Genomic DNA, 26,390 nt, shown 5'->3' on the forward strand with positions numbered 1-26,390 from the left:
TAATAAAACCCACGAGCGACCTGACCGGTGACAGCAGTACCGATCTGTCCCCCCCCCACCAGGACGCCGTCGCGAGTAAAGACCAAAGCAATACCTTCATGAGCGATCCACCCCCCCTCCAAACGCCAACCGTCACTACTGATCAAGCAGACTACGCCCCCGGCAGCACGGCCATCATCACCGCCAGCGGCTTCGCCGCCGGCAGCACAGTGGCGCTCGAAGTGGAGCACGCCACTGGCCCCGGCGCGGATAACGTGTGGGGCACGCCCGACGATATACTCGATACCAACACCGGCGAGGGACACGAGCCTTGGTATGTGACCGACGGCGGTGCCGGCGATCTCGACGGCCAAGTCAACGGCAGCGTCACGACCTCGTGGTACGTGAACCCCGACGACTCGGCAGGCGCAACGTTCCTGCTCACCGCGGCCTCTGCAGGTGCCGATAGTCAGTTCGGTACCAGTGATGACGTTGTCGCGACAACGTCGTTTACCGACAGCGCCCTGAGTATCGTGGCGACGGGTGTGAACGTTACGCTGGACGAAACCGCCGGGTTGCAGAACAGCACGGCCACCGCAAGCCCTGCAGGAGACGCTGACGACAATGACATTCTGCTCACGGCGCTACCCTCGGCCTTCACTACTCGCTTGACAGCGCTGGGGGCTGGTACCGCAGCGGGTGCAGCCTTGAGTGGCTATACGGGTGCGGTGGGCAACACCGGCAGTGATGCGTTCACCATCACCGCGGCACCCGGCGGCAGCATTACCGATATCAGCTTCGTCGGCACCTCTGGCGCACCGCTCAATGGCCTGGACAGCGGACTCGATACCCTCAATGGCACCGATATCCTTCTCTATACCGATACCAACAACAACATCCTGCTGGGCCGAGCCGGGGGCCCAGCCGGCGCGATCGTGTTCGCGGCCTACATTCAAGAAAGCGGATCGCCGGTCACCGGCGGCAAGATCTGGACCGTGGAATACCAGCCACGCAAGCATCCGGACGCCAGTAACCCGGACGATGCCCTCAACCTGCTGAACAAGGTGTTCATCGGCACCAGCCAGGACCTGGTATTCAGCCTGGCCAATGCGCCTTCCGGGCAGAACCTGTTCCTGATGTTCACGACGGCGAACCCGACCGTGGTTGACGACGGTGGGGTCTTGCGGATCACTGACCCGACCATTATCGCCACCGGCAAGAACCCCGCCGACCAGTCAAGCGGCGCCAATATAACGACGGGCGACACAATCAATACCAGCCAGGCGGGTGGCCCGACCACCTTCGGCACCAACAACCAGATGATTACGGAACAGGAAGGCATCCGCTTTTCGTTCGTCACCGGTGCCAGGCAGAATGTGACCATTCCCAACCTGGATCAGAACGAAGCAGATGTTGAAGCCAACATCGACTTTACCGACGTTTTCAATACGAGGTCGGCCACGTTCGACGTCGTGCAGTTGCAAAGCGGCAAAAGCGCTATCGTAAAAATCAGCGCATTCAGCACCGCTGCTGAACCTGGCGCGAATTTCATCAACGGCTATGTGGGTGATGCGTCGGTTGCAATCAGCAATGTTCGCGTCATCAACATCAGCACCGGGCTGGTGATCGAAAACTCGGACGGCTCGGCGAATGATCCGGCCATTGTCATCAGCTTTGCTTCCGGGGTTGCGACCATCACCGGCGTTAAAGCCGGCTACAAGATTGAATACACCACAACGGCAGACCACAACCGCGTGCTCATCGAGAACGGCGCGGCCATCGACGCCAAGGGCACTAACCATGCCGATTTCGATATCGGTGGCTTCAAGCTGCTCCAAGTCTCTATTGCGAAAGCCGAAATCGGCTCGAAGATAATCTTCGAGGACGATGGCCCGAGCATCAGCACCACCGGCACAGAGCCGATACTGACAGTCGATGAAACCGTACTGGCGACCAACGCCACGCAGAGTTTTGCCGCCAACTTCACCTCGGCGTTTGGCGCCGATGGCGCCGGTACGCTGACCTATGCGCTGGGCGTGGTAGCCGGGGCCTCCGGGCTGACCGACACGGCCACTAATGAGGCGGTCAACCTGTCGCTCAATGGCACAGTGGTGGAAGGCCGCACGGCCACGACCAACCAACTGGTGTTCACCGTCAGCGTTGCCGCCAACGGTGACGTCACCCTCGACCAGCTTCGCGCCGTAGTGCATTCCGACACCACCAATCCGGATGATTCCACCAGTTTGACCTCGGACAACCTGGTCACCCTGACGGCAACCAAAACCGACAGGGATGGCGACAGCGTCCAGGCCACCCTGAATATCGGGCAGAACCTGGTGTTCAAGGATGATGGGCCAAGTATCAGCACCACCGGCACTGAGCCGACGCTGACGGTGGACGAAACCGTACTGGCGACCAACGCCACACAGAACTTCGCCGCCAACTTCAGCTCGGCATTTGGCGCCGATGGCGCTGGCACGCTGACCTATGCGCTGGGCGTGGTAGCCGGGGCTTCCGGGCTGACCGACACGGCCACGAATGAGGCGGTGAACCTGTCGCTCAATGGCACAGTGGTGGAAGGCCGCACGGCCACGACCAACCAACTGGTGTTCACCGTCAGCGTCGCCGCCAACGGTGACGTCACCCTCGACCAGCTCCGCGCCGTAGTGCATTCCAACACCACCAATCCGGATGATTCCACCAGTTTGACCTCCGACAACCTGGTGACCCTGACGGCAACCAAGACCGACAGGGACGGCGACAGTGCCCAAGCCACCCTGAACATCGGGCAGAACCTGGTGTTCAAGGATGACGGCCCAAGTATCAACACCACCGGCACCGAGCCGATACTAACAGTCGATGAAACGGTACTGGCAACCAACGCCACGCAGAACTTCGCCGCCAACTTCAGCTCGGCGTTCGGCGCCGATGGCGCTGGCACCCTGACCTATGCGCTGGGCGTGGTAGCGGGGGCCTCCGGGCTGACCGACACGGCCACTAATGAGGCGGTCAACCTGTCGCTCAACGGAGGCGTGGTGGAGGGCCGCACGGCCACGACCAATCAACTGGTGTTCACCGTCAGCGTCGCCGCCAACGGTGACGTCACCCTCGATCAGCTTCGCGCCGTAGTGCATCCCAACACCACCAATCCTGATGATTCCACCAGCCTGACCTCGGACAACCTGGTCACCCTGACGGCAACCAAGACCGACAGGGAGGGCGACAGTGCCCAAGCGACCCTCAACATCGGGCAAAACCTGGTGTTCAAAGATGATGGGCCAAGCATCAACACCACCGGCACCGAACCGATACTAACAGTCGATGAAACGGTACTGGCAACCAACGCCACGCAGAGTTTTGCCGCCAACTTCAGCTCGGCGTTCGGCGCCGATGGCGCCGGCACGCTGACCTATGCGCTGGGCGTGGTAGCGGGGGCCTCCGGGCTGACCGACACGGCCACTAATGAGGCGGTCAACCTGTCGCTCAATGGCGGCGTGGTGGAGGGCCGCACGGCCACGACCAATCAACTGGTGTTCACCGTCAGCGTTGCCGCCAACGGTGACGTCACCCTCGACCAGCTCCGCGCCGTGGTCCATACCAACACCACCAATCCGGATGACTCCACCAGCCTGACCTCCGATAACCTGGTCACCCTGACGGCAACCAAAACCGACAGGGATGGCGACAGCGCCCAGGCCACCCTCAACATCGGGCAGAACCTGGTGTTCAAGGATGACGGGCCAAGCATCAACACCACCGGCACCGAGCCGATACTGACAGTCGATGAAACGGTACTGGCAACCAACGCCACGCAGAGTTTTGCCGCCAACTTCAGCTCGGCATTTGGCGCCGATGGCGCCGGTACGCTGACCTATGCGCTGGGCGTGGTGGCCGGGGCTTCCGGGCTGACCGACACGGCCACGAATGAGGCGGTGAACCTGTCGCTCAACAGCGGCGTGGTCGAAGGCCGCACGGCGACGACCAACCAATTGGTGTTCACCGTCAGCGTTGCCGCCAACGGTGATGTCACCCTCGATCAGCTTCGCGCCGTAGTGCATCCCAACACCACCAATCCGGATGATTCGACCAGCCTGACCTCCGACAACCTGGTGACCCTGACGGCAACCAAGACCGACAGGGACGGTGACAGCGCCCAGGCGACCCTGAACATCGGGCAGAACCTGGTGTTCAAGGATGACGGCCCGAGCATCAACACCACCGGCACCGAGCCGATACTGACAGTCGATGAAACGGTACTGGCAACCAACGCCACGCAGAACTTCGCCGCCAACTTCACCTCGGCGTTTGGCGCCGATGGTGCTGGCACGCTGACCTATGCGCTGGGCGTGGTAGCCGGGGCCTCCGGACTGACCGACACCGCCAGCGGTGAGGCGGTCAACCTGTCGCTTAATGGCACAGTAGTCGAAGGCCGCACGGCGACGACCAATCAACTGGTGTTCACCGTCAGCGTCGCCGCCAACGGTGACGTCACCCTCGACCAGCTCCGCGCCGTAGTGCATTCCAACACCACCAATCCGGATGATTCCACCAGTTTGACCTCGGACAACCTGGTGACCCTGACGGCAACCAAAACCGACAGGGACGGTGACAGCGCCCAGGCCACTCTGAACATCGGGCAAAACCTGGTGTTCAAGGATGATGGGCCAAGCATCAACACCACCGGTACGGAGCCGACACTGACAGTGGACGAAACGGTGCTGGCGACCAACGCCACGCAGAACTTCGCCGCCAACTTCAGCTCGGCGTTCGGCGCCGATGGCGCTGGCACCCTGACCTATGCGCTGGGCGTGGTAGCGGGGGCCTCCGGGCTGACCGATTCCGCCACTGGTGAGGCAGTCAACCTGTCGCTCAACGGCGGCGTGGTCGAAGGCCGCACGGCCACGACCAATCAACTGGTGCTCACCGTCAGCGTTGCCGCCAACGGTGACGTCACCCTCGACCAGCTCCGCGCCGTGATCCATCCCGACGCGACCAATCCGGATGATTCGACCAGCCTGGCCTCGGACAACCTGGTGACCCTGACGGCAACCAAGACCGACAAGGACGGTGACAGCGCCCAGGCCACCCTCAACATCGGGCAGAACCTGGTGATCAAGGACGACGGCCCGGCACTCGCATTCGGCAACCTGATCGGGACCGGTAGCGTCCTTGCGCAATATGGCTTCTGGAGCAAGTCGGCCGGTGCCGATGGGCTGGGGGCGACGGGCCTGAACATCTCGTTGGTCAATGGCCAGTTCACCCTCGTCAGGCCCGACAACACGACCACGACCGGGACCGGCACGCTCACCGAGCTGGTGCCCTCGCCGGACCTCAATGGTGCGTACCAGTTCGCCGGGACCTTGACCGGTGACTTCGACAACAACGCAGCAACGGCAAACACCACCGTCGACTACACGCTGACCGCCTTTGCCAATGGCAGCTATGCATTGGATCTGGTGCAAGGCTTCGGCTCGACGATCATGCTCAGCAGTGCCGACGGCGCGCTCGCTGCCGGCGGCCCGGACCCCGTACGCACCTTGTTGATTCCAGAGCCGGCTGACCTGACTATCCCTTCGCCCTCCGAGGAGATTGTGTTCTTTTCCGCCAAGGCGCTTGCGTCAACGGCGGACATCCTGACCGGCATTGGGCTGGGGAAACCCGACCCCCTCGAAACGGTGCTACAGACCGACCCCTTGCCCGCGTACATCGACCCCGCGTCCATGAACGTCAGCACATCCGGCATCGGCGTCGCCAACAACCTTTTCCAAGGAGACAACCTGGCGGCCATCAGCAACGCCGATGAAAGTTTCGTCATCAACCCGGAGAGCCTGCTGACAGCCATGAAGGTGTTCATCGACAACTCCGTGGGGGGATACACTACGGCAACAGAAGACCTGTACTACAGGATCTACTACGAGGATGGCACGTTCTCGAACCTCATCGAGGTCAACACCCTGACGCCGGAGGCTGGCGGGCAGGTATCCTTCCTCATTGAGAAGCAGAGCACGGCGCTGATCGATGCGGTGCAGCTGACGATGGCCAGGGGCGAGATCAAGATCCCGGTGATCCAGTTCATTCAGCAGAGCGAGAACCTGGCCAGCGATATCAAGCTGGCGTTCAATGCGACGCTGACGGACAAGGACGGGGATACGGCGACCAGTGCGTTCGACGCCAACCTGTTCGCCAACGACCCGACCGACGTCCTCTTCGACTACCGGTTGGTGGGTACGGGCGGTGAGCGGGATGCCTTCAACATCGATTTGTCCGCCGATGAGAACCTGTACCAGGTCACCGGCTTCGATGCGAGCCTAAGCCTGCGCGACACGCTGGTGCTCAACGGCGACCAGAACGCCGTTGTCCAATCGATCAACAACAGCGGTGCAGACAGCATCGTGACGGTTGCCGAGGCGGGCGGACAGACAACGACCATCACCTTGGTCGGGGTAGATCTGCTCAATAGCGACATTGTGTTTGGCGGCGCCTGAGGCAGCGCACGTGTGAAAGGATGCGAGGGTGGCGTGGCAACCCCCCTCGCATTACTTTTTGAAACTTCGACAACGTCAGCACCCTCAACCTGGGGCCCCTGCCCCGGTGATGGCCCAGGCGCACCCAAAGCGTGCTCAAGCAGTCTTGTTTCGACGTGAAAATCAATCCCGCTCCACCCGGATGGATTCGGGCGGTTCTTCGTTGTTGTTGAGCCCGTGCTTCAGCGCGTACATCAGCAAGTCGATGCGATTGATCAGATTCAGCTTTTGATAGATGTTGCTGAGGTGGTTGTGCACGGTGTGCTCACTGATCCCCAGGCGCCCGGCAATACTCACGTATTTGGCGGACGGATCGCCCACGATGGCGCGAATCAGTTCCCTCTCGCGCAGCGTCAGACGCGCCTGTTTCGCCCGCTCCAGGCTATATTTCAAAGGTGTATGCACGGTCGCGGCATAGCCGGAAAGCCCACCGACCCAGGCTCTGTCCAGCCCACTGTTGTAATGGTGAACCTTGATGATGGCCTGGATGATCGACTCCGTCGGGTCTTCCGCCAGCACGATACCGCGTGCGCCCGCCTCTATCGCCTGGACAACGGGGACGGCTTCGTACAGGCCCTTGAGCACCAGCACTTTCATTTCAGCGTTGCGAGCGAGTCCCGCAACCACCTCCAGCGGGTTCAGCACGTCCAGAAAGAAACTGAAAAGAATGACATTGGGATGCAACTGATCGGCAAGATCCAGCGCATTGGTATAGGTGGTGGCCTCGCCGCTCACTTCCATCCGCGGCTTCCTGGCATTGATCAAGTCATGAAGCCCCATGAGAACCAGGGGACGACAATCGACCAGCATCACACGTATCGACTTTCTGTGGTTAGGCATGGTGTTCCTGCCTCCCATGAAAAACGATCTATGACCTGCACCCGTTGACCTAGCAGGGCCAACGGCCCTGGGGCCACGTCTAGCCGTGGCATCGACAAGGGTTGCGGACGCGTCCCAAAGCCGGAAAGCGTCATCGAGACAACACAAATAGAAATAACTATCAATAGCTTACGCACGATGCTGTGCTCCCTAGAGCCCCTCAACTGAGTCTAGGTCAGCCCAACGCGCCGCCACCCACCCGCAGCAGACTCAAGCCTCATGCGGGGGGCCCGATCGATGCTTTCAAGGAGTGGCCCTAGCCCTCGGAAATCAAGGTCTTAGGCTCGCTACAGGCGGCCTGTAAGCACAGTCTGATACCGAGCAAGATCGTCAATTAACAGACGAATGGTGTGTAATTACATGCGCCAATAATGCAGTCGTCAATTTTTCGACTCCTCCCGTTTCTGCGAGTTCCATGAACCTGACCTGACAGCCCGCAGGGGTGAATGGATAAAGGTGCGCGAATTTAGTCGTCGCAGCCATGACCTGCCCGCTGATGAACATGACGTTTTCCGGCGCTAGGGCTGTAGATCATGGCAATCGGTTGGCGATCATCCGCTTTCAATGACCAGGCATGCTTTCGGCTAATACTCGGATTCAACGTCCGTTGCCTGGGCGGGGCTGCCGGGACTCAACCAGCCATTGACACTGTCGACACTTTCGGCTGGCGGTTTTCCCGCCCAGCGATTGAGGGTGAACACATTACTGAGGAATTCGTACTGCGTCTTGAGCAGGTCACGCCGAGCGCGGAACTCGTTGCGTACACTGGCCAGAACATCGACGGCATTGACCATCCCGTAGGTCAACGCTTTCTCTGCTGCCACCCTGGAAAGCTTTGCCGAGGCCAGGGCCAGACGATTGGCGTGGATTTTTTCGCCGTTCGAATTGGCAGTCAGGTAAGCGCTGGTGATCTCCTTGACCACCTGGCGCCGGATCGCTTCCAGCTCCTGCTCGGCGGTCAGCTGATCCTGGTAGAGCCCACGGACCCGCGCCGAGGTCGAGCCGCCGCTGTACAGCGGCACCTGAACGCCGATGCCAGCAACATAGCTGTCGGTACGCGGCGTCTGGGAGTTGTTGTAGCCCTCGTTGGTTTCTTGTGCGCTCAGGTTCAGGCTCACGGTCGGATAGTGCCCGCCCTTGCCACTGCGCAACGCGGCACCCGCGGCTTCGACACCACTCTCGCTGGCCTTGAGCGTCGGGTTTTGCGCTATACCCTCGCGGACCCAGTCCTCCATACTCTGCGCCGAAACCCGTAGCTGCGCGTCATCGCGTATCCGGTTGAGCTTCTCCTTGACTGGCCGGCCGACGATCTCCGCCAGTGCCTCGCGACTGATACTGGCCTGGTTGCGGGCATCCAGTTCCTGCGCCGCGAGCAAATCCACCCGAGCCTTGAGGTCGAGCTGGTCCGTCACCAACGCCAGCTGCTTTTCGTACAACGCATTGACTCGGTCCAGACTCTTTTGCGTGGTTCGACGTTCCGCCCTCACCAACTCCAGCTCATCCTCGGCCGCCAACGCGGTGAAGTAACGCCGCGCCAATTCCACAGTGGCCTCGGCCTGGGCATCCAGTGCTTGCGACTCGGACTGCCTGGCCAAGCTTTTGAATTTTTGGTAGTTCTCCCAGGCGGCCTTGTTGTAGAGGTACTGACGCAGCACCAGGCTGTAGCTTTCGCTATCGTAACTCTGCTGTATCAGGTCGTTTTCCTGGTGAATTCGGTTCGACCCGGCATTGAGCGATAATTGCGGCAACAGCGCCCCCATGGCCTCGCGTTGATGTTCCTTGCCCGCCTGCGCTTGCGCAAAAGAGGCCAATACCCGCGGGTCCTCCAGTCGCGCCTCGCGATACAACTGCATGAGGTCGGTAGAGAACGTAGAGGCACTGACCCCGGTCGATGCTGGTGCAGCGGTTTGCCCCAGGGCGGCACCCGCTGCAAGCATGAACACCCCCCCAAAAAGCACTGACGACATGCCCACGGTCATTCCTCGATCATCGATTGAGACATGACATCGCGGGCCGGCTGCATCAAGTACTGCAACAGCGTGCGTTGTCCGGTGATGATCAACACGTCCGCCGGCATCCCCGGCAATAACTTGCGCTCACCCAGGGTGCGCACGCCCTCCTCGGTTACCCGGACCCGCGCCAGGTAATAGGCAGCCCCGGTCTTTTCATTGGTCAGCCGGTCAGCCGATACGCTGCTGACCTCGCCTTCGATCACCGGCGTCGTCGAACTCTTGAACGCACCGAAACGGATATCGGCACGCTTGCCGATGGCGATGCGATCAATATCCACCGGTGCCACCTGGGCCTCTATGACCAGCTCGGAAACCGATGGAACGATGTCCAGCAACGGCGTTGCCGGCCGCACCACACCACCAATGGTGTGCACTGTCATGCCAATCACCATGCCCGCGTCGGGTGCGCGGATGACGATATGGCTGAGCCGGTCTTCCAGGGCCGAGGTTTTCTCTTGCAGGTCGTATATCCGGGTCTGGACCTCGGCCAGCTGCTTGACAACGTCGGCACTGAAATCTTTGTCGACCTGCAGAATCTGCAGCTGCGTTTCATTGATCTGCAGACGCGTCCTGTTAATAGTGGAACGGTGATCAGCCACCTCCGACCTGAGCATCCCCAGCTTGCGCTCCTGCTCGAGCAGACGTTGTTTGTCAACGAACCCCTGCTGCAGCAGGTCGGTCAATTCATTGATTTCACTGCTGTAGGATTTCTCCAGACTAACCTTGGCACCGATCATCGACTCCAGTCCCTTGATCTGTTGATTCAACTGGCCAATACGCTCGCGCAACACCGCTATCTGGCCCAGCCGCGAGCCCTGCCGAGCGTTGAACACCTGAGTCTCGCCCTGACGCGCTTCCTCTCCCCGCAGGCTGGCGAGATCGGCGATCTTGCCAAAACCGATCACCGGTAGCGTGTCGCGCTCGGCGATGAGCCTGGCCTCCATGGCTCTGGCCGCGAGCAGCTGGCTTCGGGCTATCTCGTACTCGAAGCGCAACTGGGCATCATCGAGAATGATCAGCGGGTCATCACGCTGGACGATGTCACCGTCATGGGCCAGCACCTCTTTGACAATGCCCCCCTCAAGGTGCTGGACCGTTTTGCGATAAGCCTGCACGGTGACCACCCCCGGCGCGTAAGCAGCGCCGTCGAGGGGCGCGATCGCCGCCCAGGTGCCGAACAGGCCGAAAGTCACCCCTACAATGCCAAGGCCCAGGCGGCGGATTTTACGATCGGCTATGGGCAGGTCAGCGAAGCTTTCAATTTGACGGCTGGGCATCGTAGGGTTCATTGCCATTGCCCTTGCTAGTCTCGACCGGGGCCATGCTGGCGCCTACTGGTGCTGGCATGGCGTGCTTTGGTACCTGCGGTTGCTGCGCATTGAGTTCGGCCAGCACATGGTCGCGTGGCCCATAGAGCGTGATAACCCCAGCTCTCATCACCATGAGCCGGTCAAGTTGCGAGACGATGTTGGTTCGGTGAGTAATTACAAACAGCGTCGCGCCGGTCTGCTTGAGCTGCTGGATGGCTGCGGCCAGGGCCCGATCACCGACTTCGTCAAGGTTGGAATTGGGCTCGTCGAGAATAATCAGTCGCGGGTTGCCATACAGGGCGCGAGCCAGTCCGATGCGCTGGCGCTGCCCTCCCGAGAGCATGACGCCCTCGCTGCCGATGATGGTGTCGTAGCCATCGGGCAGCAGCAAAATCATCTCGTGAACGCCCGCCGTCCTGGCAGCTTGAATGACTTTCGCCGAATCGACCTCGGCAAAACGGGCAATGTTCTCGCCAACGCTGCCTTCGAACAGTTCAATATCCTGGGGCAAGTAACCGATATGCGGGCCAAGCTCATGCTTGTCCCAGGTGCTGATGTCTGCGCCATCCAGCCGGACCACCCCATGCTGCGGCGCCCACACCCCCATCAGAGCTCTGGCCAGGGTCGACTTGCCCGAGGCACTTGGACCGATGATTCCCACCACGCAACCGGCAGGTACGCTGAAGCTGATGTTCTTGATGATCGGCGTTTTCGAGCCAGGTGCCGCGACTATCAGATTCTCGACCTGCACGTGCCCCTGGGGCGCAGGTAAAGACAGACGCTCGGCTTGCGCTTGTTGTTTGTCGAGGATCTCGTTCAGACGACTGTACTGCGAGCGAGCGGCAATAAAGCCCTTCCAGCTACCGATGATCAGATCGATGGGGGCCAGTGCCCGCCCCAGCAGTACGGCCCCGGCAAACACCATGCCTGCGCCCACCTGATGATCCACCGCCAGGTAGGCCCCCAGCCCCAGCACCAGTGATTGCACCAGGAGCCGGAAAGACCGGGAAATCGTACTGACAATCGCTGCTCTATCACTCGCCAGGGACTGCAGCAGCAGCACGTTCCTTTGCCGGCGCCCCCAGCGATCCATCAGGGTTTCAAGCATGCCCATGGACTCGATGACTTCGGCGTTGCGCAGGTTCTTCGTGGTGTAGAGCGTCGCGCCGATATGCTCCTTGTTGGCCTGGGCCAGTACCGGCCCGGTCAGCTTCTCATTGATAAATGCGAGCAATAACAACAACAGAGCACTGCCGGTCGCTACCCAGCCAAACCAGGGGTGAAACGCGAACATCACCGCGATATAGATCGGCAGCCAGGGCGCGTCGAAAAAGGCGAACAACCCGTTACCGGAGAGAAACTGCCTCAAGCCCGTCAAGTCGTTGAGCGACTGCGCCGAGGCATCCATGCCGCCACTTTCCAGAGCCCGTTTGAAACTGGCCTTATAGACCTGGCGACTCAACAACACATCCAGCCGGGTACTGACCCGAACCATGATCCGCGAACGGATCCATTCCAGGGAGGCAAGCGTGATCAGCAGCCCGGTCATGATCAGGGTTAGCATTGCCAGGGTCGTCAGGCTTCCGCTCGACATCACTCGCCCATACACCTGAAGCATATAGAAGGTAGGGACGAGCATTAACGCGTTAATGAAAAAGCTGAAGAAGCCAACAGAAACAAAGCTGTCTCTACAGATTTTCAACGCGTGCTTCAGACTGTTTTCAGGTGTGCTTCGCATTGAAACCCCTGCTCGAAACGCCATCCTTTGTGGAGCTTAGATCATGCCGAACGACTGCGTTGAGCAATTGGCCAGATCGCCTCAGGCAAGTCGCCTGGAACGGGAAGAACCAAGCTTCAAGCAGGCCGCCATGCTGTTGATGGCCGAGCACCGAATGGCGCTAGCAGAATTGGGTCAACTGAAACTATCCCCCTAAAACGCCAAAGCCCCCGTTAAACGGGGGCTTTGGCTAGACATTTTACCGATTGTCTCTGGTCACCCAGCGCGACTTAGAACGGAATGTCGTCATCGAAGCTGTCGAAGTCCGGAGCCGGCTGCGGTGCGGCCTGCTGAGGTGCCGGGCGCTGTTGTGGCGCGGACTGCTGTGGACGCGGAGCCTGCTGGCGTGGCGCCTGGTTGTAGTTGTTGCCGCCTTGCGGGGCGCCGTCCTGGTTCTGTGGACGGCCGCCGAGCAGCTGCATGGTGCCCTGCATGTCGACGATGATTTCGGTGGTGTAACGCTTGATGCCGTCCTTTTCCCACTCACGGGTCTGCAGCTTGCCCTCGATGTAGACCTGCGAGCCTTTGCGCAGGTATTCACCGGCGATCTCGGCAACCTTGCCGAACATCGAAACGCGGTGCCATTCGGTACGCTCGACCTTCTGGCCGGTCTGCTTGTCAGTCCACTGCTCGCTGGTCGCCAGGCTCAGGTTGGTCACGGCGTTACCGTTGGGCAGGTAGCGGACTTCGGGATCCTGGCCGCAGGTACCGACCAGAATGACTTTGTTAACCCCACGGGCCATAACGTTCTCCTAGGCTTCGCACGCGGAGGAAGCCGGGTTTACCAGGCGTTCCAGGGTCGTGCGATCCAAAATTTGTGTATCAAGTTTGATATAGATGGCGGCTTCATCGGCCACCACCACTGCGTCGGTCACACCCGGTACGGCCATCAGCCGCTCGGTCAGCCCCGCTTCCCGTACCGCCTCGGCCGATAACGGCATGCGCAGGCTGGTCACGTACGGCGGTTCACGCATGCTCAGCGCCACGACCCACCACAGGGCACACAACGCTGCGCAGCCAAGGAACACCGTGCTCAGGCCACCGTGCTGGAACAACCAGCCACCGAGAATTCCTCCCAGCGCGGCACCAAGGAACTGGCTGGTGGAATACACCCCCATGGCCGTCCCCTTGCCGCCGGCGGGCGACACCTTGCTTACCAGTGAAGGCAAGGATGCCTCCAGCAGGTTGAAGGCAGTAAAGAATATCACGGTGCCGATCACCAGTTCGCGCAAGTTGTCTGCTGACAGCCAGAAGAACAGCTCGGTGAGCATCAACACACTGACCGCGCCCAGCAGGACACGTTTCATCTTGCGCTTTTTTTCGCCGTAGATGATGAACGGGATCATTGCAAAGAATGAAATCAGCAAGGCGGTCAGGTACACCCACCAGTGCTCTTCCTTCGGTAGCCCGCCACGTTCGACAAAGGCCAGGGGCAAGGCGACGAAGCTGGCCATCAGGATCGCGTGCAGGACGAAGATGCCTACATCCAGGCGCAGCAGGTCCGGGTGACGCAAGGTCGGCCCCAGGGCCTGCTTGGCCACCCCCGACTCACGATGCTGCAACGCACCGTGTGACGCCGGCACCACGAAGGCAATCAGGCCGATACCGACCAGGGCCATGGCCGCAGTGGCCAGGAACAGCCCCGACAGACCGAAGGCGCGGGTCAGCAGCGGGCCGACGACCATGGCCACGGCGAACGACAGGCCGATGCTCATGCCAATCATGGCCATGGCCTTGGTCCGGTGCTGTTCGCGGGTCAAGTCAGAGAGCAAGGCCATGACCGCGGCAGAAATCGCCCCGGCGCCTTGCAGGATACGTCCGGCGATCACCCCCCAGATCGAGTCGGCCTGGGCTGCCAGCACGCTGCCCAGGGCAAAGATCACCAGGCCCAAGTAGATCACCGGGCGCCGACCGATGCGATCGGAGATCACCCCGAACGGAATCTGCAGGAAAGCCTGGGTCAGGCCGTAGGCACCAATAGCCAGGCCGATCAGTGCCGGGGTGGCCCCGGCCAGGTCCATGCCATAGGTCGCCAGTACTGGCAGGACCATGAACATGCCCAGCATACGGAAGGCGAACACCAGGGCCAGGCCGCCTGCGGCGCGGGTCTCGCTGCCACTCATGCGTTCGCTGTGGGGATCGTGCATGGATAAACCTCGTGTGAACCGGCGGCGATTCTACCAGCCCCATCGCTTAACGGCATATACGCGACGCTTTGCCGCGTAATGGCATGGAGCCGTATACTCAACCGTTTATGCCCGCCGAGCGAGGCCGCAGTGGACAAGATCCTGATTCGTGGGGCACGAACCCACAACCTGAAGAACATCGACCTGACCCTGCCCCGGGACAAGTTGATCGTCATCACCGGCCTGTCCGGTTCCGGCAAGTCGTCCCTGGCCTTCGATACCCTGTACGCCGAAGGCCAGCGCCGCTACGTCGAATCCCTGTCGGCCTATGCCCGGCAGTTCCTGTCGATGATGGAAAAACCCGATGTCGACACCATCGAAGGGTTGTCACCGGCAATTTCCATCGAGCAGAAGTCGACCTCGCACAACCCGCGTTCGACCGTCGGCACCATCACCGAGATCTACGACTACCTGCGCCTGCTCTACGCCCGCGTCGGCACCCCGCGCTGCCCGGATCACGACATCCCGCTGGAAGCGCAGACCGTCAGCCAGATGGTCGACCTGGTGCTGGCCCAACCCGAAGGCAGCAAACTGATGCTGCTGGCGCCGGTGATTCGCGAACGCAAGGGTGAACACCTGGCGGTCTTCGAAGAACTGCGTGCCCAGGGCTTTGTCCGTGCACGGGTCAACGGCAAGCTGTTCGAACTCGATGAGCTGCCGAAGCTGGACAAGCAGAAAAAGCACACCATCGAAGTGGTGGTCGACCGTTTCAAGGTTCGCGAGGACCTGCAGCAGCGCCTGGCCGAATCCTTCGAAACCGCGCTGAAGCTGGCCGACGGCATTGCCTTGGTCGCATCAATGGATGACGAGCCGTTCGAAGAGATGATCTTCTCCGCCCGCTTCGCCTGCCCGATCTGCGGCCATGCGATCAGCGAGCTGGAGCCCAAGCTGTTCTCCTTCAACAACCCGGCCGGTGCCTGCCCGACCTGCGACGGCCTGGGGGTCAAGCAGTTCTTTGACACCAAGCGCCTGGTCAATGGCGAGCTGACCCTGGCCGAAGGCGCGATTCGCGGCTGGGACCGGCGCAACGTCTATTACTTCCAGATGCTCGGCTCGCTGGCCGCGCATTATGACTTCAGCCTCGAAATCCCCTTCGGCGAACTGCCGGCGGAGCAGCAGAAGGTCATCCTCCACGGCAGCGGTAAACAGAACGTCGACTTCAAGTACCTCAATGACCGAGGCGACATCGTCAAGCGCTCGCACCCGTTCGAAGGCATCGTACCGAACCTGGAGCGCCGCTACCGCGAGACCGAATCGGCAACCGTGCGTGAGGAGCTGGCCAAGTTCCTCAGCACTCAACCCTGCCCGGATTGCCGCGGCACCCGCCTGCGTCGTGAAGCACGGCACGTGTGGGTCGGCGAGAAGACGCTGCCGGCCGTCACCTGCCTGCCGATCGGCGATGCCAGCGGCTATTTCGGCGGCCTGAAGCTGACCGGCCGACGTGGCGAAATTGCCGACAAGATTCTCAAGGAAATCTGCGAGCGCCTGCAGTTCCTGGTCAACGTCGGCCTCGACTACCTGACCCTCGACCGCAGCGCCGACACCCTCTCGGGCGGTGAAGCCCAGCGTATCCGCCTGGCCAGCCAGATCGGCGCCGGGTTGGTGGGGGTGATGTACATCCTCGACGAGCCATCCATCGGCCTGCACCAGCGCGACAACGACCGGCTGCTCGGCACCCTCAATCACCTGCGCGACATCGGCAACACGGTGATCGTGGTCGAGCACGACGAGGACGCCATTCGACTGGCCGACTACGTGGTGGACATCGGCCCGGGTGCTGGCGTGCATGGCGGCCAGATCGTCGCCGAAGGTACCCCCGCCGAGGTGATGGCCCATCCTGATTCGCTGACCGGCAAATACCTGTCGGGGCGGGTCAAGATTGCCGTACCGGCCAAGCGTACTGCGCGTAACAAGAAGCTCTCGCTCAAGCTCAAAGGCGCGCGCGGCAACAACCTGCAGAACGTCGACCTGGAAATTCCGATCGGCCTGCTGACTTGCGTGACTGGCGTGTCCGGTTCGGGCAAGTCGACGTTGATCAATAACACCCTGTTCCCGCTCAGCGCCACCGCGCTCAACGGTGCCAGCACCCTGGAAGCGGCGCCGCACGACAGCTGCGACGGCCTGCAGCACCTGGACAAGGTGGTCGACATCGACCAGAGCCCGATCGGCCGTACCCCGCGCTCGAACCCGGCGACCTACACCGGTTTGTTCACGCCGATCCGCGAACTGTTCTCAGGCGTACCGGAATCGCGCTCGCGTGGTTACGGCCCGGGGCGCTTCTCGTTCAACGTCAAGGGCGGGCGCTGCGAGGCGTGCCAGGGTGATGGCCTGATCAAGGTCGAAATGCACTTCCTGCCGGATATCTACGTGCCTTGCGATGTGTGCAAAAGCAAGCGCTACAACCGCGAAACCCTGGAAATCAAGTACAAGGGCAAGAACATCCACGAGGTCCTGGAAATGACCATCGAGGAAGCGCGCGAGTTCTTCGACGCGGTTCCGGCGCTGGCGCGCAAGCTGCAGACGCTGATGGATGTCGGCCTGTCGTACATCAAGCTCGGGCAGTCGGCGACCACCCTGTCCGGTGGCGAGGCGCAGCGGGTCAAGCTGTCACGCGAGCTGTCCAAGCGCGATACCGGCAAGACCCTGTACATCCTCGACGAGCCGACCACCGGCCTGCACTTCGCCGACATCCAGCAGTTGCTCGATGTACTGCACCGTCTGCGCGATCATGGCAACACTGTGGTGGTGATCGAGCACAACCTGGACGTGATCAAGACCGCCGACTGGATCGTCGACCTTGGCCCCGAGGGTGGCTCCAAGGGCGGGCAGATCATCGGCTTTGGTACGCCGGAAGACGTGGCCGAGATGAAGCAGTCGTACACCGGCTACTACCTCAAGCCGCTGCTGGAACGTGACCGCGCCTGATGTAGGCGCGCTAGCAAAAGAAAAAGCCCCGCACTGGCGGGGCTTTTTTTTGTTCGGGAAAATTACATCTGCGATTGCAGGTAGTTTTCCAGGCCGATCGACTTGATCAGGCCCTGCTGCTTTTCCAGCCAGTAGGTGTGATCTTCTTCGGTATCGGCCAGCTGCACGCGCAGGATGTCGCGGCTGATGTAGTCCTTGTGCAGTTCGCACAGTTCGATGCCTTTGCACAGCGCAGCGCGCACCTTGTATTCCAGGCGCAGGTCGGCGGCGATCATGTCCGGCACAGTGCTGCCGACGTCCAGGTCGTCAGGACGCATGCGCGGGGTGCCTTCCAGCATGAGGATACGACGGATCAGGGCGTCGGCGTGTTGCGCTTCTTCTTCCATTTCGTGGTTGATGCGCTCGTAGAGCTTGCTCAGGCCCCAATCTTCGTACATCCGCGAGTGGATGAAATATTGGTCACGTGCCGCCAGTTCGCCCGTCAGCAACGTGTTGAGATAATCGATTACGTCCGGGTGACCTTGCATCGCCCTGCCTCTCCCTGTGTGAAAGGTATAGTTTGAACCAGGATGACCGGAAGGTCACTGAGAATCGGGCATAAAAGTGCAAAAAAGTGGGTAAACGGTAGTGATATTCATTGAAAAACCGCCCAATTGAGGGCGGTTCTTCTTATCACTTCGACTTAGGCGAGATTCAGGCCCAACGCCTTGGCAATCCCTTCGCCATAGGCCGGATCGGCCTTGAAGAAGTGTTGCAACTGACGCTGAACCACGTCTTCAGACACCCCGGCCATGGCGCCGGCGATGTTGCTGATCAGCAGGGCCTTCTGCTCGGGATTCATCAGGCGGAACAACGCGCCGGCGTGACTGTAGTAGTCGGTGTCTTCGCGGTGATCGTAACGATCGGCGACACCGTTCAGGGCCAGTGGCGGCTCAGCGTACTGAGGCGCCTGCTTCGGCGCATTGGCGTAGCTGTTCGGCTCGTAGTTCGGTGCCGCACCGCCGTTGCTGCCAAACGCCATCGAACCATCACGCTGGTAGCTGTTCACCGGGCTGCGCGGGGCGTTGACCGGCAGTTGCTGGTGGTTGGTACCGACACGGTAGCGATGCGCATCTGCGTAGGCGAATACGCGCCCCTGGAGCATGCGGTCTGGCGACAGGCCAACCCCCGGCACCATGTTGCTCGGGCCGAACGCGGCCTGCTCGACTTCGGCAAAGTAGTTCAGTGGGTTGCGGTTGAGTTCCAGCTCGCCAATCTCGATCAGCGGGTAGTCCTTCTGCGACCAGGTCTTGGTCACGTCAAACGGGTTCTCGTCGCGGCTGGCCGCTTCTTCTTCGCTCATCACCTGGATGCACACGGCCCATTTCGGGAAATCGCCGCGCTCAATGGCTTCGAACAGGTCGCGCTGGGCGTAGTCCGGGTCGGTGCCGGCCAGGCGCGCGGCCTCGGCAGGTGCCAGGTTCTTGATGCCCTGCTTGGTCTTGAAGTGCCATTTGACCCAGGTACGCTGGCCCTGGGCATTGATCAGGCTATAGGTGTGACTGCCGAAACCGTGCATGTGCCGGTAGCCGTCCGGAATCCCGCGGTCGGAGAACAGGATGGTGACCTGGTGCAATGCTTCGGGCGAATGCGACCAGAAGTCCCACATCATCTGCGCGCTCTTCAGGTTGCTTTGCGGCAGGCGCTTCTGGGTGTGGATAAAGTCGGGAAACTTCAGCGGATCACGGATGAAAAACACCGGAGTGTTGTTGCCAACGATGTCCCAGTTGCCTTCCTCGGTGTAGAACTTCAGGGCGAAACCACGTGGGTCACGCTCGGTATCGGCCGAACCACGCTCGCCACCGACCGTGGAGAAACGCAAGAAGGTCTCGGTCTGCTTGCCAACGTTGCTGAACAGCTTGGCGCAGCTGTACTGGGTGATATCGCGGGTGACGGTGAAGGTGCCATAGGCACCCGAGCCTTTGGCGTGTACGCGGCGCTCAGGGATGTTCTCGCGGTTGAAGTGCGCGAGCTTTTCGATCAGGTGGAAGTCGTCCAGCAACAACGGGCCACGCGGGCCTGCCGAACGCGAATTCTGGTTGTCGGCCACCGGCGCGCCGCTGGCGGTGGTCAGTATTTTGTTCTGGCTCATGCTCTCTCTCCCTATCGGTCTTGAACGGCCGGCTAATCGGCGTGGGATGAGTATTGACCACAACTATGACAGCAACAAATTCATTAACTGACTCACATCAATAGATTATTACAATACATATGGACACAAAAAACCGGGCACTAGGCCCGGTTTCTTGTTACAGACTGTTCGCCTTACTCAGCAGCTTCTACCGAGCCACCGACAGGACGATCAACCAGCTCGACGTACGCCATAGGTGCGTTATCGCCAGCGCGGAAGCCGCACTTGAGGATACGCAGGTAGCCGCCCTGACGGGTGGCATAGCGCTTGCCCAGATCGTTGAACAGCTTACCGACGATTTCTTTCGAACGGGTACGGTCGAAAGCCAGACGACGGTTAGCAACGCTGTCTTCCTTGGCCAGGGTGATCAGCGGCTCGGCAACGCGGCGCAGTTCCTTGGCTTTTGGCAGAGTAGTTTTGATCAGCTCGTGCTCGAACAGCGACACCGCCATGTTTTGGAACATGGCCTTACGGTGAGAGCTGGTACGGCTCAGGTGACGTCCACTTTTACGATGACGCATGGGTTCATTCCTTACCAAACACTACGTTCGGTGATTACGACGATCAGGCAGTCGCCTTGTCGTCCTTCTTAAGACTTGCAGGCGGCCAGTTGTCGAGGCGCATGCCGAGGGACAGACCACGGGAGGCCAGAACGTCCTTGATTTCAGTCAAGGATTTCTTGCCCAGGTTCGGAGTCTTCAACAGTTCTACTTCGGTACGCTGAATCAGGTCGCCGATGTAGTAAATGTTCTCCGCCTTAAGGCAGTTGGCCGAACGTACGGTCAATTCCAGATCGTCAACCGGACGAAGCAGGATCGGATCGATCTCGTCTTCCTGTTCGACTACCACTGGTTCACTGTCACCTTTGAGGTCGACGAACGCAGCCAGCTGCTGTTGCAGGATGGTTGCAGCACGACGGATGGCCTCTTCAGGATCCAGGGTACCGTTGGTTTCCAGATCAATTACCAGCTTGTCCAGGTTGGTACGCTGCTCGACACGGGCGTTTTCCACCACGTAGGCGATACGGCGAACCGGGCTGAACGAAGAGTCGAGCTGCAAGCGACCAATGCTGCGGCTTTCGTCTTCATCGCTCTGACGCGAATCGGCCGGCTCATAACCACGACCACGAGCTACGGTGAGCTTCATGTTCAAGGCGCCGTTGGACGCCAGGTTAGCGATTACGTGATCGGGGTTAACGATCTCGACATCATGATCCAGCTGAATATCGGCAGCGGTAACCACCCCCGAACCCTTCTTCGACAAGGTCAGCGTAACTTCGTCACGACCGTGCAGTTTGATAGCCAGGCCTTTCAGGTTCAACAGGATTTCAATGACGTCTTCCTGTACACCTTCGATTGCCGAGTACTCATGGAGTACACCGTCAATCTCGGCCTCGACTACTGCACAGCCAGGCATGGAGGACAACAGGATGCGGCGCAGCGCGTTGCCCAGGGTATGGCCAAAGCCACGCTCGAGAGGCTCGAGCGTGATTTTAGCGCGGGTTGGACTGACGACCTGCACATCGATGTGGCGGGGCGTCAGGAACTCATTTACCGAAATCTGCATGGATGCACCTATTTTCTAGCCCTTACTTGGAGTAGAGCTCGACAATCAGGCTTTCGTTGATGTCGGCGGACAGGTCGCTGCGAGCAGGAACGTTCTTGAAAACGCCCGACTTCTTAGCAGCATCCACATCTACCCACTCAACGCGGCCACGCTGGGCGCACAGTTCAAGGGCTTGAACAATGCGCAGCTGGTTCAGCGACTTCTCGCGAACCGCGACCACGTCACCCGGACGAACTTGGTAGGACGGAACGTTTACAGTCTTGCCGTTTACGCTGATCGCTTTGTGCGAAACCAGCTGACGGGATTCGGCACGAGTAGCGCCAAAGCCCATACGATAAACGACGTTATCCAGACGGCACTCGAGCAGTTGCAGCAGGTTCTCACCAGTAGCGCCCTTCTTGGAGGCCGCTTGCTTGTAGTAACCGCTGAATTGACGCTCGAGAACGCCGTAGATACGACGAACTTTTTGTTTCTCACGCAGCTGGGTGCCGTAGTCGGACTGACGACCGCGGCGCTGACCGTGGATACCTGGGGCTGCTTCGATGTTGCACTTCGATTCCAGAGCGCGAACGCCGCTCTTCAGGAACAGATCAGTGCCTTCACGACGAGACAGTTTGCATTTTGGACCAATGTAACGTGCCATTTATCTGTCTCCTGATTACACGCGGCGCTTCTTCGGCGGACGGCACCCGTTATGCGGGATTGGCGTCACGTCGGTGATGCTGGCGATCTTATAGCCACAGCCGTTCAGAGCACGAACAGCGGACTCACGACCTGGACCTGGACCCTTGACGTTGACGTCGAGGTTCTTCAGACCATATTCCAGCGCAGCTTGACCAGCACGTTCAGCAGCTACCTGAGCAGCGAACGGGGTGGACTTGCGGGAACCGCGGAAACCCGAACCGCCGGAGGTAGCCCAAGACAGAGCGTTACCTTGACGATCGGTGATGGTCACGATGGTGTTGTTAAAAGACGCATGGATGTGGGCGATGCCATCAACCACTGTCTTTTTGACTTTTTTACGAGGACGAGCAGCAGGTTTTGCCATTTCTAAATTCCTGTCGATTCGCTGGTGCGATTACTTGCGGATCGGCTTACGCGGGCCCTTACGGGTACGCGCGTTGGTCTTGGTACGCTGACCGCGTACTGGCAGACCCCGACGATGACGCAGGCCGCGGTAGCAACCCAGGTCCATCAACCGCTTGATTTTCATGTTGATGTCACGGCGCAGATCACCTTCGGTGATGTACTTCGCGACTTCAGTACGCAGCGATTCAACCTGCTCGTCGCTCAGATCCTTGATCTTAGCGGCTGGGTTGACCCCAGTCTCTGCACAGATTTTCTGTGCAGTAGTGCGACCAACACCATAGATGTAGGTCAGCGAGATAACAGTGTGCTTGTTATCTGGAATGTTGACGCCTGCAATACGGGCCATTCAGTGGGACTCCAATTGACAGCTACCTACGCCCCGGAAGCCAAGAAATAGGGCGCGAGATAATATCGCTGTAGAAACAAATAATCAACCCAGCAGCGCACTAGCTGCTGGGTTTGAAGCTCAGATCACACTCAGCCTTGGCGCTGCTTGTGACGTGGTTCCGCACTGCAAATTACTCGAACGACACCTTCGCGGCGAATAATTTTGCAGTTACGGCACAGCTTTTTCACCGATGCACGAACTTTCATCACCAACTCCTCGAACCTTAAGGGTCAATCAGCGCAGCAGACCGCTGCCACCGTAGCCTTTCAGGTTGGCTTTCTTCATCAGGGATTCGTACTGGTGCGAAACGAGGTGCGATTGTACTTGGGACATGAAGTCCATCACAACCACTACCACAATCAGCAACGAGGTCCCGCCAAGGTAGAACGGAACGTTTGCCGCGACCACCAGGAACTGGGGAAGCAGACACACGGCCGTCATATAAAGAGCACCGAACATGGTCAAGCGGGTCAGAACGCCATCAATGTAGCGCGCCGACTGCTCGCCCGGACGGATACCCGGAATAAAGGCACCGGACTTCTTCAGGTTTTCCGCTACGTCTTTCGGATTGAACATCAACGCCGTATAGAAGAAGCAGAAGAAAATAATCCCTGCACTAAACAGCAGAATATTCAACGGCTGACCAGGAGCGATCGACTGCGAGATGTCCTGCAACCAGCCCATACCTTCGGACTGACCGAACCAGGCACCCAGCGAAGCCGGGAACAGCAAGATGCTGCTCGCGAAAATGGCAGGGATTACACCCGCCATGTTCACTTTCAACGGCAAGTGGCTGGTCTGCGCAGCGAAGACCTTGCGGCCCTGCTGACGCTTGGCGTAGTGAACGGCGATACGACGCTGACCACGCTCAATGAACACCACGAAACCGATAATCGCTACTGCCAGCAAACCGATTGCGACCAGGGCGAAAATGTTGATATCGCCTGTGCGTGCAGACTCGAAAGACTGCCCGATTGCTCTCGGAAGACCGGCGACGATACCTGCGAAAATCAACATCGAGATACCGTTGCCTACACCGCGCTCGGTGATCTGCTCGCCCAGCCACATCATGAACATCGCGCCGGCCACGAACGTGGACACCGCAACGAAATGGAAGCCAAAGTCAGCAGAAAACGCCACGCCCTGACCGGCCAGGCCAATGGACATGCCAATGGCCTGGACCAGCGCCAGGATAACGGTGCCGTAGCGGGTGTACTGGCTGATCTTGCGACGGCCAGCTTCACCTTCCTTCTTCAACTGCTCCAGCTGCGGGCTGACGGCGGTCATCAGCTGCATGATGATCGATGCCGAAATGTACGGCATGATCCCCAGTGCAAAGATGCTCATCCGTTCCAGCGCGCCGCCGGAAAACATGTTGAACAAGCTAAGAATGGTCCCCTCATTCTGTCGAAACAGTTCCGCCAGCCGGTCCGGGTTGATACCTGGAACTGGGATGTGTGCGCCTATCCGGTAGACGATGATCGCCAGGAACAGAAAACGCAGACGAGCCCAGAGTTCAGACATCCCGCCTTTGCCGAGCGAAGAGAGAGCACCTTGCTTAGCCATTTATTCCTCGAACTTGCCGCCAGCTGCTTCGATAGCCGCACGCGCACCTTTGGTGGCTGCGATACCCTTGATGGTGACCGCGCGAGTAACTTCGCCGGACAGCATGATTTTCACACGCTGTACGTTTTGGTTAATCACGTTGGCATCCTTCAGGGATTGCACGGTGACAACGTCGCCTTCCACTTTGGCCAGCTCGGACAGACGCACTTCTGCGCGGTCCATGGCTTTCAGGGAAACGAAGCCGAACTTCGGCAGACGACGGTGCAGCGGCTGTTGACCGCCTTCAAAGCCTGGAGCAATGGTGCCACCGGAACGGGAGGTTTGACCTTTGTGGCCACGGCCACCAGTCTTACCCAAACCGCTACCGATACCACGGCCCGGACGATGCTTCTCGCGACGGGAACCCGGCGCTGGACTCAGATCATTGAGTTTCATCGATTAACCCTCGACGCGCAGCATGTAGTAAGCCTTGTTGATCATCCCGCGATTCTCGGGAGTATCCAGGACTTCTACAGTGTGACCGATGCGGCGCAGACCCAGACCCTTAACACACAGTTTGTGGTTAGGGAGACGGCCGGCGGTGCTTTTGATCAGCGTTACTTTAACGGTAGCCATGATCAGCGGATCTCCTCAACGCTCTTGCCGCGCTTGGCAGCAATGGACTCAGGAGATTGCATAGCTTTCAGACCCTTGAAAGTGGCATGAACCACGTTCACTGGGTTGGTCGAGCCGTAGCACTTGGCCAGGACGTTCTGAACGCCAGCAACTTCCAGGACGGCACGCATTGCGCCACCGGCGATGATACCGGTACCTTCCGAGGCAGGCTGCATGTACACCTTCGACGCGCCATGGGCGGACTTGGTGGCGTACTGCAGAGTAGTGCCGTTCAGGTCTACCTGAATCATGTTGCGACGAGCAGCTTCCATGGCTTTCTGGATCGCAGCAGGTACTTCGCGCGACTTGCCACGGCCGAAGCCAACACGACCTTTACCATCACCTACCACGGTCAACGCGGTGAAAGTGAAGATACGGCCGCCTTTGACGGTTTTAGCAACGCGGTTAACTTGAACCAGCTTCTCGATGTAGCCTTCGTCGCGCTTTTGATCGTTATTTGCCATAACTTAGAACTCCAGCCCGCCTTCACGAGCAGCATCAGCCAGCGCTTTGACGCGGCCATGGTACTTGAAGCCGGAACGGTCAAAGGCAACTTGAGATACACCGGCGGCTTTCGCGCGCTCAGCTACCAGCTTGCCAACCTTAGTGGCCGCGTCGATGTTGCCGGTGGCACCATCACGCAGTTCTTTGTCCAAGGTCGAGGCACTGGCCAGAACCTTGCTGCCGTCGGCCGAAATGACCTGGGCGTAGATGTGCTGCGAGGAGCGGAACACGCAGAGACGCACGACTTCGAGTTCGTGCATTTTCAGGCGTGCTTTGCGAGCGCGACGCAGTCGAGTAACTTTTTTGTCGGTCATTTGCTAGGCCCTACTTCTTCTTGGCTTCTTTACGACGGACGACTTCGTCCGCGTAACGCACACCCTTGCCTTTGTACGGCTCTGGTGGACGGAAGTCGCGGATTTCAGCGGCCACCTGACCTACCAGCTGCTTGTCGATACCCTTGATCAGGATATCGGTCTGGCTTGGGGTCTCTGCGGTGATACCGGCCGGCAGTTCGTAATCCACTGGATGCGAGAAGCCGAGTGCCAGGTTCAGCACGGTGCCTTTGGCTTGTGCTTTGTAACCAACACCGACCAGCTGGAGCTTGCGCTCGAAGCCTTGGCTTACGCCCTGGACCATGTTGTTCACCAGGGCGCGGGTAGTACCGGCCATAGCGCGAGTTTGTTGATCGCCATTGCGAGCAGCGAAACGCAGCTCACCAGCTTCTTCAACAATTTCAACCGACGAGTGAACGTTCAGTTCGAGAGTGCCCTTGGCACCCTTCACCGAAAGCTGTTGGCCGACGAATTTGACTTCGACACCGGCTGGCAGCTTAACGGGGTTCTTAGCGACGCGAGACATGCT

General features: G+C 59.6%; 22 protein-coding genes. 2 read left to right on the forward strand and 20 right to left on the reverse strand.

Annotation, left to right across the window (positions count from 1 at the left end; genetic code table 11):
• Positions 1 to 98 precede the first annotated feature (98 nt).
• Complete coding sequence (locus BV82_RS24015) at positions 99 to 6,464, forward strand: DUF5801 repeats-in-toxin domain-containing protein (RefSeq protein WP_244993530.1); 6,366 nt, start codon at positions 99 to 101, stop codon at positions 6,462 to 6,464.
• A 162-nt stretch (positions 6,465 to 6,626) separates the two neighbouring features.
• On the opposite strand, the gene BV82_RS24020 is transcribed toward BV82_RS24015, so the two are convergent.
• The 6 genes from BV82_RS24020 to BV82_RS24045 all read right to left on the reverse strand — a co-directional run bounded on the left by BV82_RS24020 (position 6,627) and on the right by BV82_RS24045 (position 14,628).
• Positions 6,627 to 7,343, reverse strand: coding sequence for a response regulator transcription factor (locus tag BV82_RS24020; RefSeq protein ID WP_036995098.1), 717 nt, complete (start codon positions 7,341 to 7,343; stop codon positions 6,627 to 6,629).
• Positions 7,344 to 7,966: 623 nt separating this feature from the next.
• Positions 7,967 to 9,361 carry a TolC family outer membrane protein gene (locus BV82_RS24025; RefSeq protein ID WP_249684281.1) on the reverse strand — a complete coding sequence of 465 codons (1,395 nt, stop codon included), beginning with the start codon at positions 9,359 to 9,361 and terminating at the stop codon, positions 7,967 to 7,969.
• Entirely contained in the window at positions 9,358 to 10,671 is a 1,314-nt protein-coding gene (locus BV82_RS24030) for an HlyD family type I secretion periplasmic adaptor subunit (protein WP_036995096.1), read from the reverse strand. Before BV82_RS24030 ends, BV82_RS24025 begins: the two co-directional genes overlap by 4 nt.
• Positions 10,652 to 12,442 carry a type I secretion system permease/ATPase gene (locus tag BV82_RS24035; RefSeq protein WP_026001144.1) on the reverse strand — a complete coding sequence of 597 codons (1,791 nt, stop codon included), beginning with the start codon at positions 12,440 to 12,442 and terminating at the stop codon, positions 10,652 to 10,654. The genes BV82_RS24030 and BV82_RS24035 overlap by 20 nt, the downstream gene beginning before the upstream one ends.
• A gap of 269 nt (positions 12,443 to 12,711) precedes the next feature.
• Positions 12,712 to 13,224: a single-stranded DNA-binding protein gene (locus tag BV82_RS24040; protein WP_010220326.1), complete on the reverse strand. Its 513-nt coding sequence runs from the start codon at positions 13,222 to 13,224 to the stop codon at positions 12,712 to 12,714.
• A 9-nt stretch (positions 13,225 to 13,233) separates the two neighbouring features.
• Complete coding sequence (locus BV82_RS24045; RefSeq protein ID WP_010220325.1) at positions 13,234 to 14,628, reverse strand: MFS transporter; 1,395 nt, start codon at positions 14,626 to 14,628, stop codon at positions 13,234 to 13,236.
• 129 nt (positions 14,629 to 14,757) lie between these two features.
• Here BV82_RS24045 and uvrA point away from each other — a divergent pair, with 129 nt between their 5' ends.
• Complete coding sequence (gene uvrA, locus BV82_RS24050) at positions 14,758 to 17,592, forward strand: excinuclease ABC subunit UvrA (RefSeq protein WP_010220324.1); 2,835 nt, start codon at positions 14,758 to 14,760, stop codon at positions 17,590 to 17,592.
• A 62-nt stretch (positions 17,593 to 17,654) separates the two neighbouring features.
• Here the strand turns inward: uvrA and bfr are convergent, their stop codons facing one another.
• The 14 genes from bfr to rplF all read right to left on the reverse strand — a co-directional run bounded on the left by bfr (position 17,655) and on the right by rplF (position 26,387).
• Positions 17,655 to 18,119, reverse strand: a complete 465-nt coding sequence (gene bfr / locus BV82_RS24055; RefSeq protein WP_010220323.1) for a bacterioferritin — start codon at positions 18,117 to 18,119, stop codon at positions 17,655 to 17,657.
• Between the two features lie 155 nt (positions 18,120 to 18,274).
• Positions 18,275 to 19,723 (reverse strand): catalase, encoded by a 1,449-nt coding sequence (locus BV82_RS24060; protein ID WP_010220322.1) that lies wholly within the window; start codon positions 19,721 to 19,723, stop codon positions 18,275 to 18,277.
• A 173-nt stretch (positions 19,724 to 19,896) separates the two neighbouring features.
• Complete coding sequence (gene rplQ, locus BV82_RS24065) at positions 19,897 to 20,283, reverse strand: 50S ribosomal protein L17 (RefSeq protein WP_002555463.1); 387 nt, start codon at positions 20,281 to 20,283, stop codon at positions 19,897 to 19,899.
• A gap of 43 nt (positions 20,284 to 20,326) precedes the next feature.
• Positions 20,327 to 21,328, reverse strand: a complete 1,002-nt coding sequence (locus tag BV82_RS24070; protein ID WP_003186012.1) for a DNA-directed RNA polymerase subunit alpha — start codon at positions 21,326 to 21,328, stop codon at positions 20,327 to 20,329.
• 22 nt (positions 21,329 to 21,350) lie between these two features.
• Positions 21,351 to 21,971, reverse strand: a complete 621-nt coding sequence (gene rpsD / locus BV82_RS24075) for a 30S ribosomal protein S4 (RefSeq protein ID WP_010220321.1) — start codon at positions 21,969 to 21,971, stop codon at positions 21,351 to 21,353.
• 15 nt (positions 21,972 to 21,986) lie between these two features.
• Positions 21,987 to 22,376, reverse strand: coding sequence for a 30S ribosomal protein S11 (gene rpsK / locus BV82_RS24080; RefSeq protein WP_002555466.1), 390 nt, complete (start codon positions 22,374 to 22,376; stop codon positions 21,987 to 21,989).
• 30 nt (positions 22,377 to 22,406) lie between these two features.
• Complete coding sequence (gene rpsM / locus BV82_RS24085) at positions 22,407 to 22,763, reverse strand: 30S ribosomal protein S13 (RefSeq protein ID WP_010220320.1); 357 nt, start codon at positions 22,761 to 22,763, stop codon at positions 22,407 to 22,409.
• Positions 22,764 to 22,894: 131 nt separating this feature from the next.
• On the reverse strand, positions 22,895 to 23,011 hold the full coding sequence (rpmJ, locus tag BV82_RS24090; protein ID WP_002555468.1) for a 50S ribosomal protein L36: 117 nt from the start codon (positions 23,009 to 23,011) through the stop codon (positions 22,895 to 22,897).
• A gap of 28 nt (positions 23,012 to 23,039) precedes the next feature.
• A complete protein-coding gene (gene secY / locus BV82_RS24095; protein WP_010220319.1) occupies positions 23,040 to 24,371 on the reverse strand; it encodes a preprotein translocase subunit SecY in 1,332 nt (443 codons plus the stop codon).
• Entirely contained in the window at positions 24,372 to 24,806 is a 435-nt protein-coding gene (gene rplO, locus BV82_RS24100; RefSeq protein ID WP_010220318.1) for a 50S ribosomal protein L15, read from the reverse strand.
• 3 nt (positions 24,807 to 24,809) lie between these two features.
• Positions 24,810 to 24,986: a 50S ribosomal protein L30 gene (gene rpmD / locus BV82_RS24105; RefSeq protein ID WP_010220317.1), complete on the reverse strand. Its 177-nt coding sequence runs from the start codon at positions 24,984 to 24,986 to the stop codon at positions 24,810 to 24,812.
• 2 nt (positions 24,987 to 24,988) lie between these two features.
• Positions 24,989 to 25,489, reverse strand: a complete 501-nt coding sequence (rpsE, locus tag BV82_RS24110; protein WP_010220316.1) for a 30S ribosomal protein S5 — start codon at positions 25,487 to 25,489, stop codon at positions 24,989 to 24,991.
• A gap of 3 nt (positions 25,490 to 25,492) precedes the next feature.
• Positions 25,493 to 25,843, reverse strand: a complete 351-nt coding sequence (rplR, locus tag BV82_RS24115) for a 50S ribosomal protein L18 (RefSeq protein ID WP_009397496.1) — start codon at positions 25,841 to 25,843, stop codon at positions 25,493 to 25,495.
• Between the two features lie 10 nt (positions 25,844 to 25,853).
• The gene (gene rplF / locus BV82_RS24120) at positions 25,854 to 26,387 is read right to left on the reverse strand and encodes a 50S ribosomal protein L6 (RefSeq protein WP_010220314.1); all 534 of its coding nucleotides are present in this window, start codon (positions 26,385 to 26,387) and stop codon (positions 25,854 to 25,856) included.
• Positions 26,388 to 26,390: the final 3 nt, after the last annotated feature.

Source organism: Pseudomonas donghuensis (genome assembly GCF_000696345.2).
GTDB lineage: Bacteria > Pseudomonadota > Gammaproteobacteria > Pseudomonadales > Pseudomonadaceae > Aquipseudomonas > Aquipseudomonas donghuensis.

Coding starts and splice junctions, on each gene's coding strand:
- bfr (WP_010220323.1), bottom strand. CDS start 18,119: ATGCAAGGTCACCCGGACGTAATCGATTATCTCAACACGTTGCTGACG.
- rplO (WP_010220318.1), bottom strand. CDS start 24,806: ATGAAACTCAATGATCTGAGTCCAGCGCCGGGTTCCCGTCGCGAGAAG.
- BV82_RS24035 (WP_026001144.1), bottom strand. CDS start 12,442: ATGCGAAGCACACCTGAAAACAGTCTGAAGCACGCGTTGAAAATCTGT.
- rpsD (WP_010220321.1), bottom strand. CDS start 21,971: ATGGCACGTTACATTGGTCCAAAATGCAAACTGTCTCGTCGTGAAGGC.
- BV82_RS24020 (WP_036995098.1), bottom strand. CDS start 7,343: ATGCCTAACCACAGAAAGTCGATACGTGTGATGCTGGTCGATTGTCGT.
- rpsK (WP_002555466.1), bottom strand. CDS start 22,376: ATGGCAAAACCTGCTGCTCGTCCTCGTAAAAAAGTCAAAAAGACAGTG.
- secY (WP_010220319.1), bottom strand. CDS start 24,371: ATGGCTAAGCAAGGTGCTCTCTCTTCGCTCGGCAAAGGCGGGATGTCT.
- BV82_RS24045 (WP_010220325.1), bottom strand. CDS start 14,628: ATGCACGATCCCCACAGCGAACGCATGAGTGGCAGCGAGACCCGCGCC.
- rpsM (WP_010220320.1), bottom strand. CDS start 22,763: ATGGCCCGTATTGCAGGCGTCAACATTCCAGATAACAAGCACACTGTT.
- BV82_RS24030 (WP_036995096.1), bottom strand. CDS start 10,671: ATGCCCAGCCGTCAAATTGAAAGCTTCGCTGACCTGCCCATAGCCGAT.
- BV82_RS24070 (WP_003186012.1), bottom strand. CDS start 21,328: ATGCAGATTTCGGTAAATGAGTTCCTGACGCCCCGCCACATCGATGTG.
- rplR (WP_009397496.1), bottom strand. CDS start 25,843: ATGACCGACAAAAAAGTTACTCGACTGCGTCGCGCTCGCAAAGCACGC.
- BV82_RS24040 (WP_010220326.1), bottom strand. CDS start 13,224: ATGGCCCGTGGGGTTAACAAAGTCATTCTGGTCGGTACCTGCGGCCAG.
- rpmJ (WP_002555468.1), bottom strand. CDS start 23,011: ATGAAAGTTCGTGCATCGGTGAAAAAGCTGTGCCGTAACTGCAAAATT.
- BV82_RS24025 (WP_249684281.1), bottom strand. CDS start 9,361: ATGACCGTGGGCATGTCGTCAGTGCTTTTTGGGGGGGTGTTCATGCTT.
- rpmD (WP_010220317.1), bottom strand. CDS start 24,986: ATGGCTACCGTTAAAGTAACGCTGATCAAAAGCACCGCCGGCCGTCTC.
- BV82_RS24015 (WP_244993530.1), top strand. CDS start 99: ATGAGCGATCCACCCCCCCTCCAAACGCCAACCGTCACTACTGATCAA.
- rpsE (WP_010220316.1), bottom strand. CDS start 25,489: ATGGCAAATAACGATCAAAAGCGCGACGAAGGCTACATCGAGAAGCTG.
- rplF (WP_010220314.1), bottom strand. CDS start 26,387: ATGTCTCGCGTCGCTAAGAACCCCGTTAAGCTGCCAGCCGGTGTCGAA.
- BV82_RS24060 (WP_010220322.1), bottom strand. CDS start 19,723: ATGAGCCAGAACAAAATACTGACCACCGCCAGCGGCGCGCCGGTGGCC.
- rplQ (WP_002555463.1), bottom strand. CDS start 20,283: ATGCGTCATCGTAAAAGTGGACGTCACCTGAGCCGTACCAGCTCTCAC.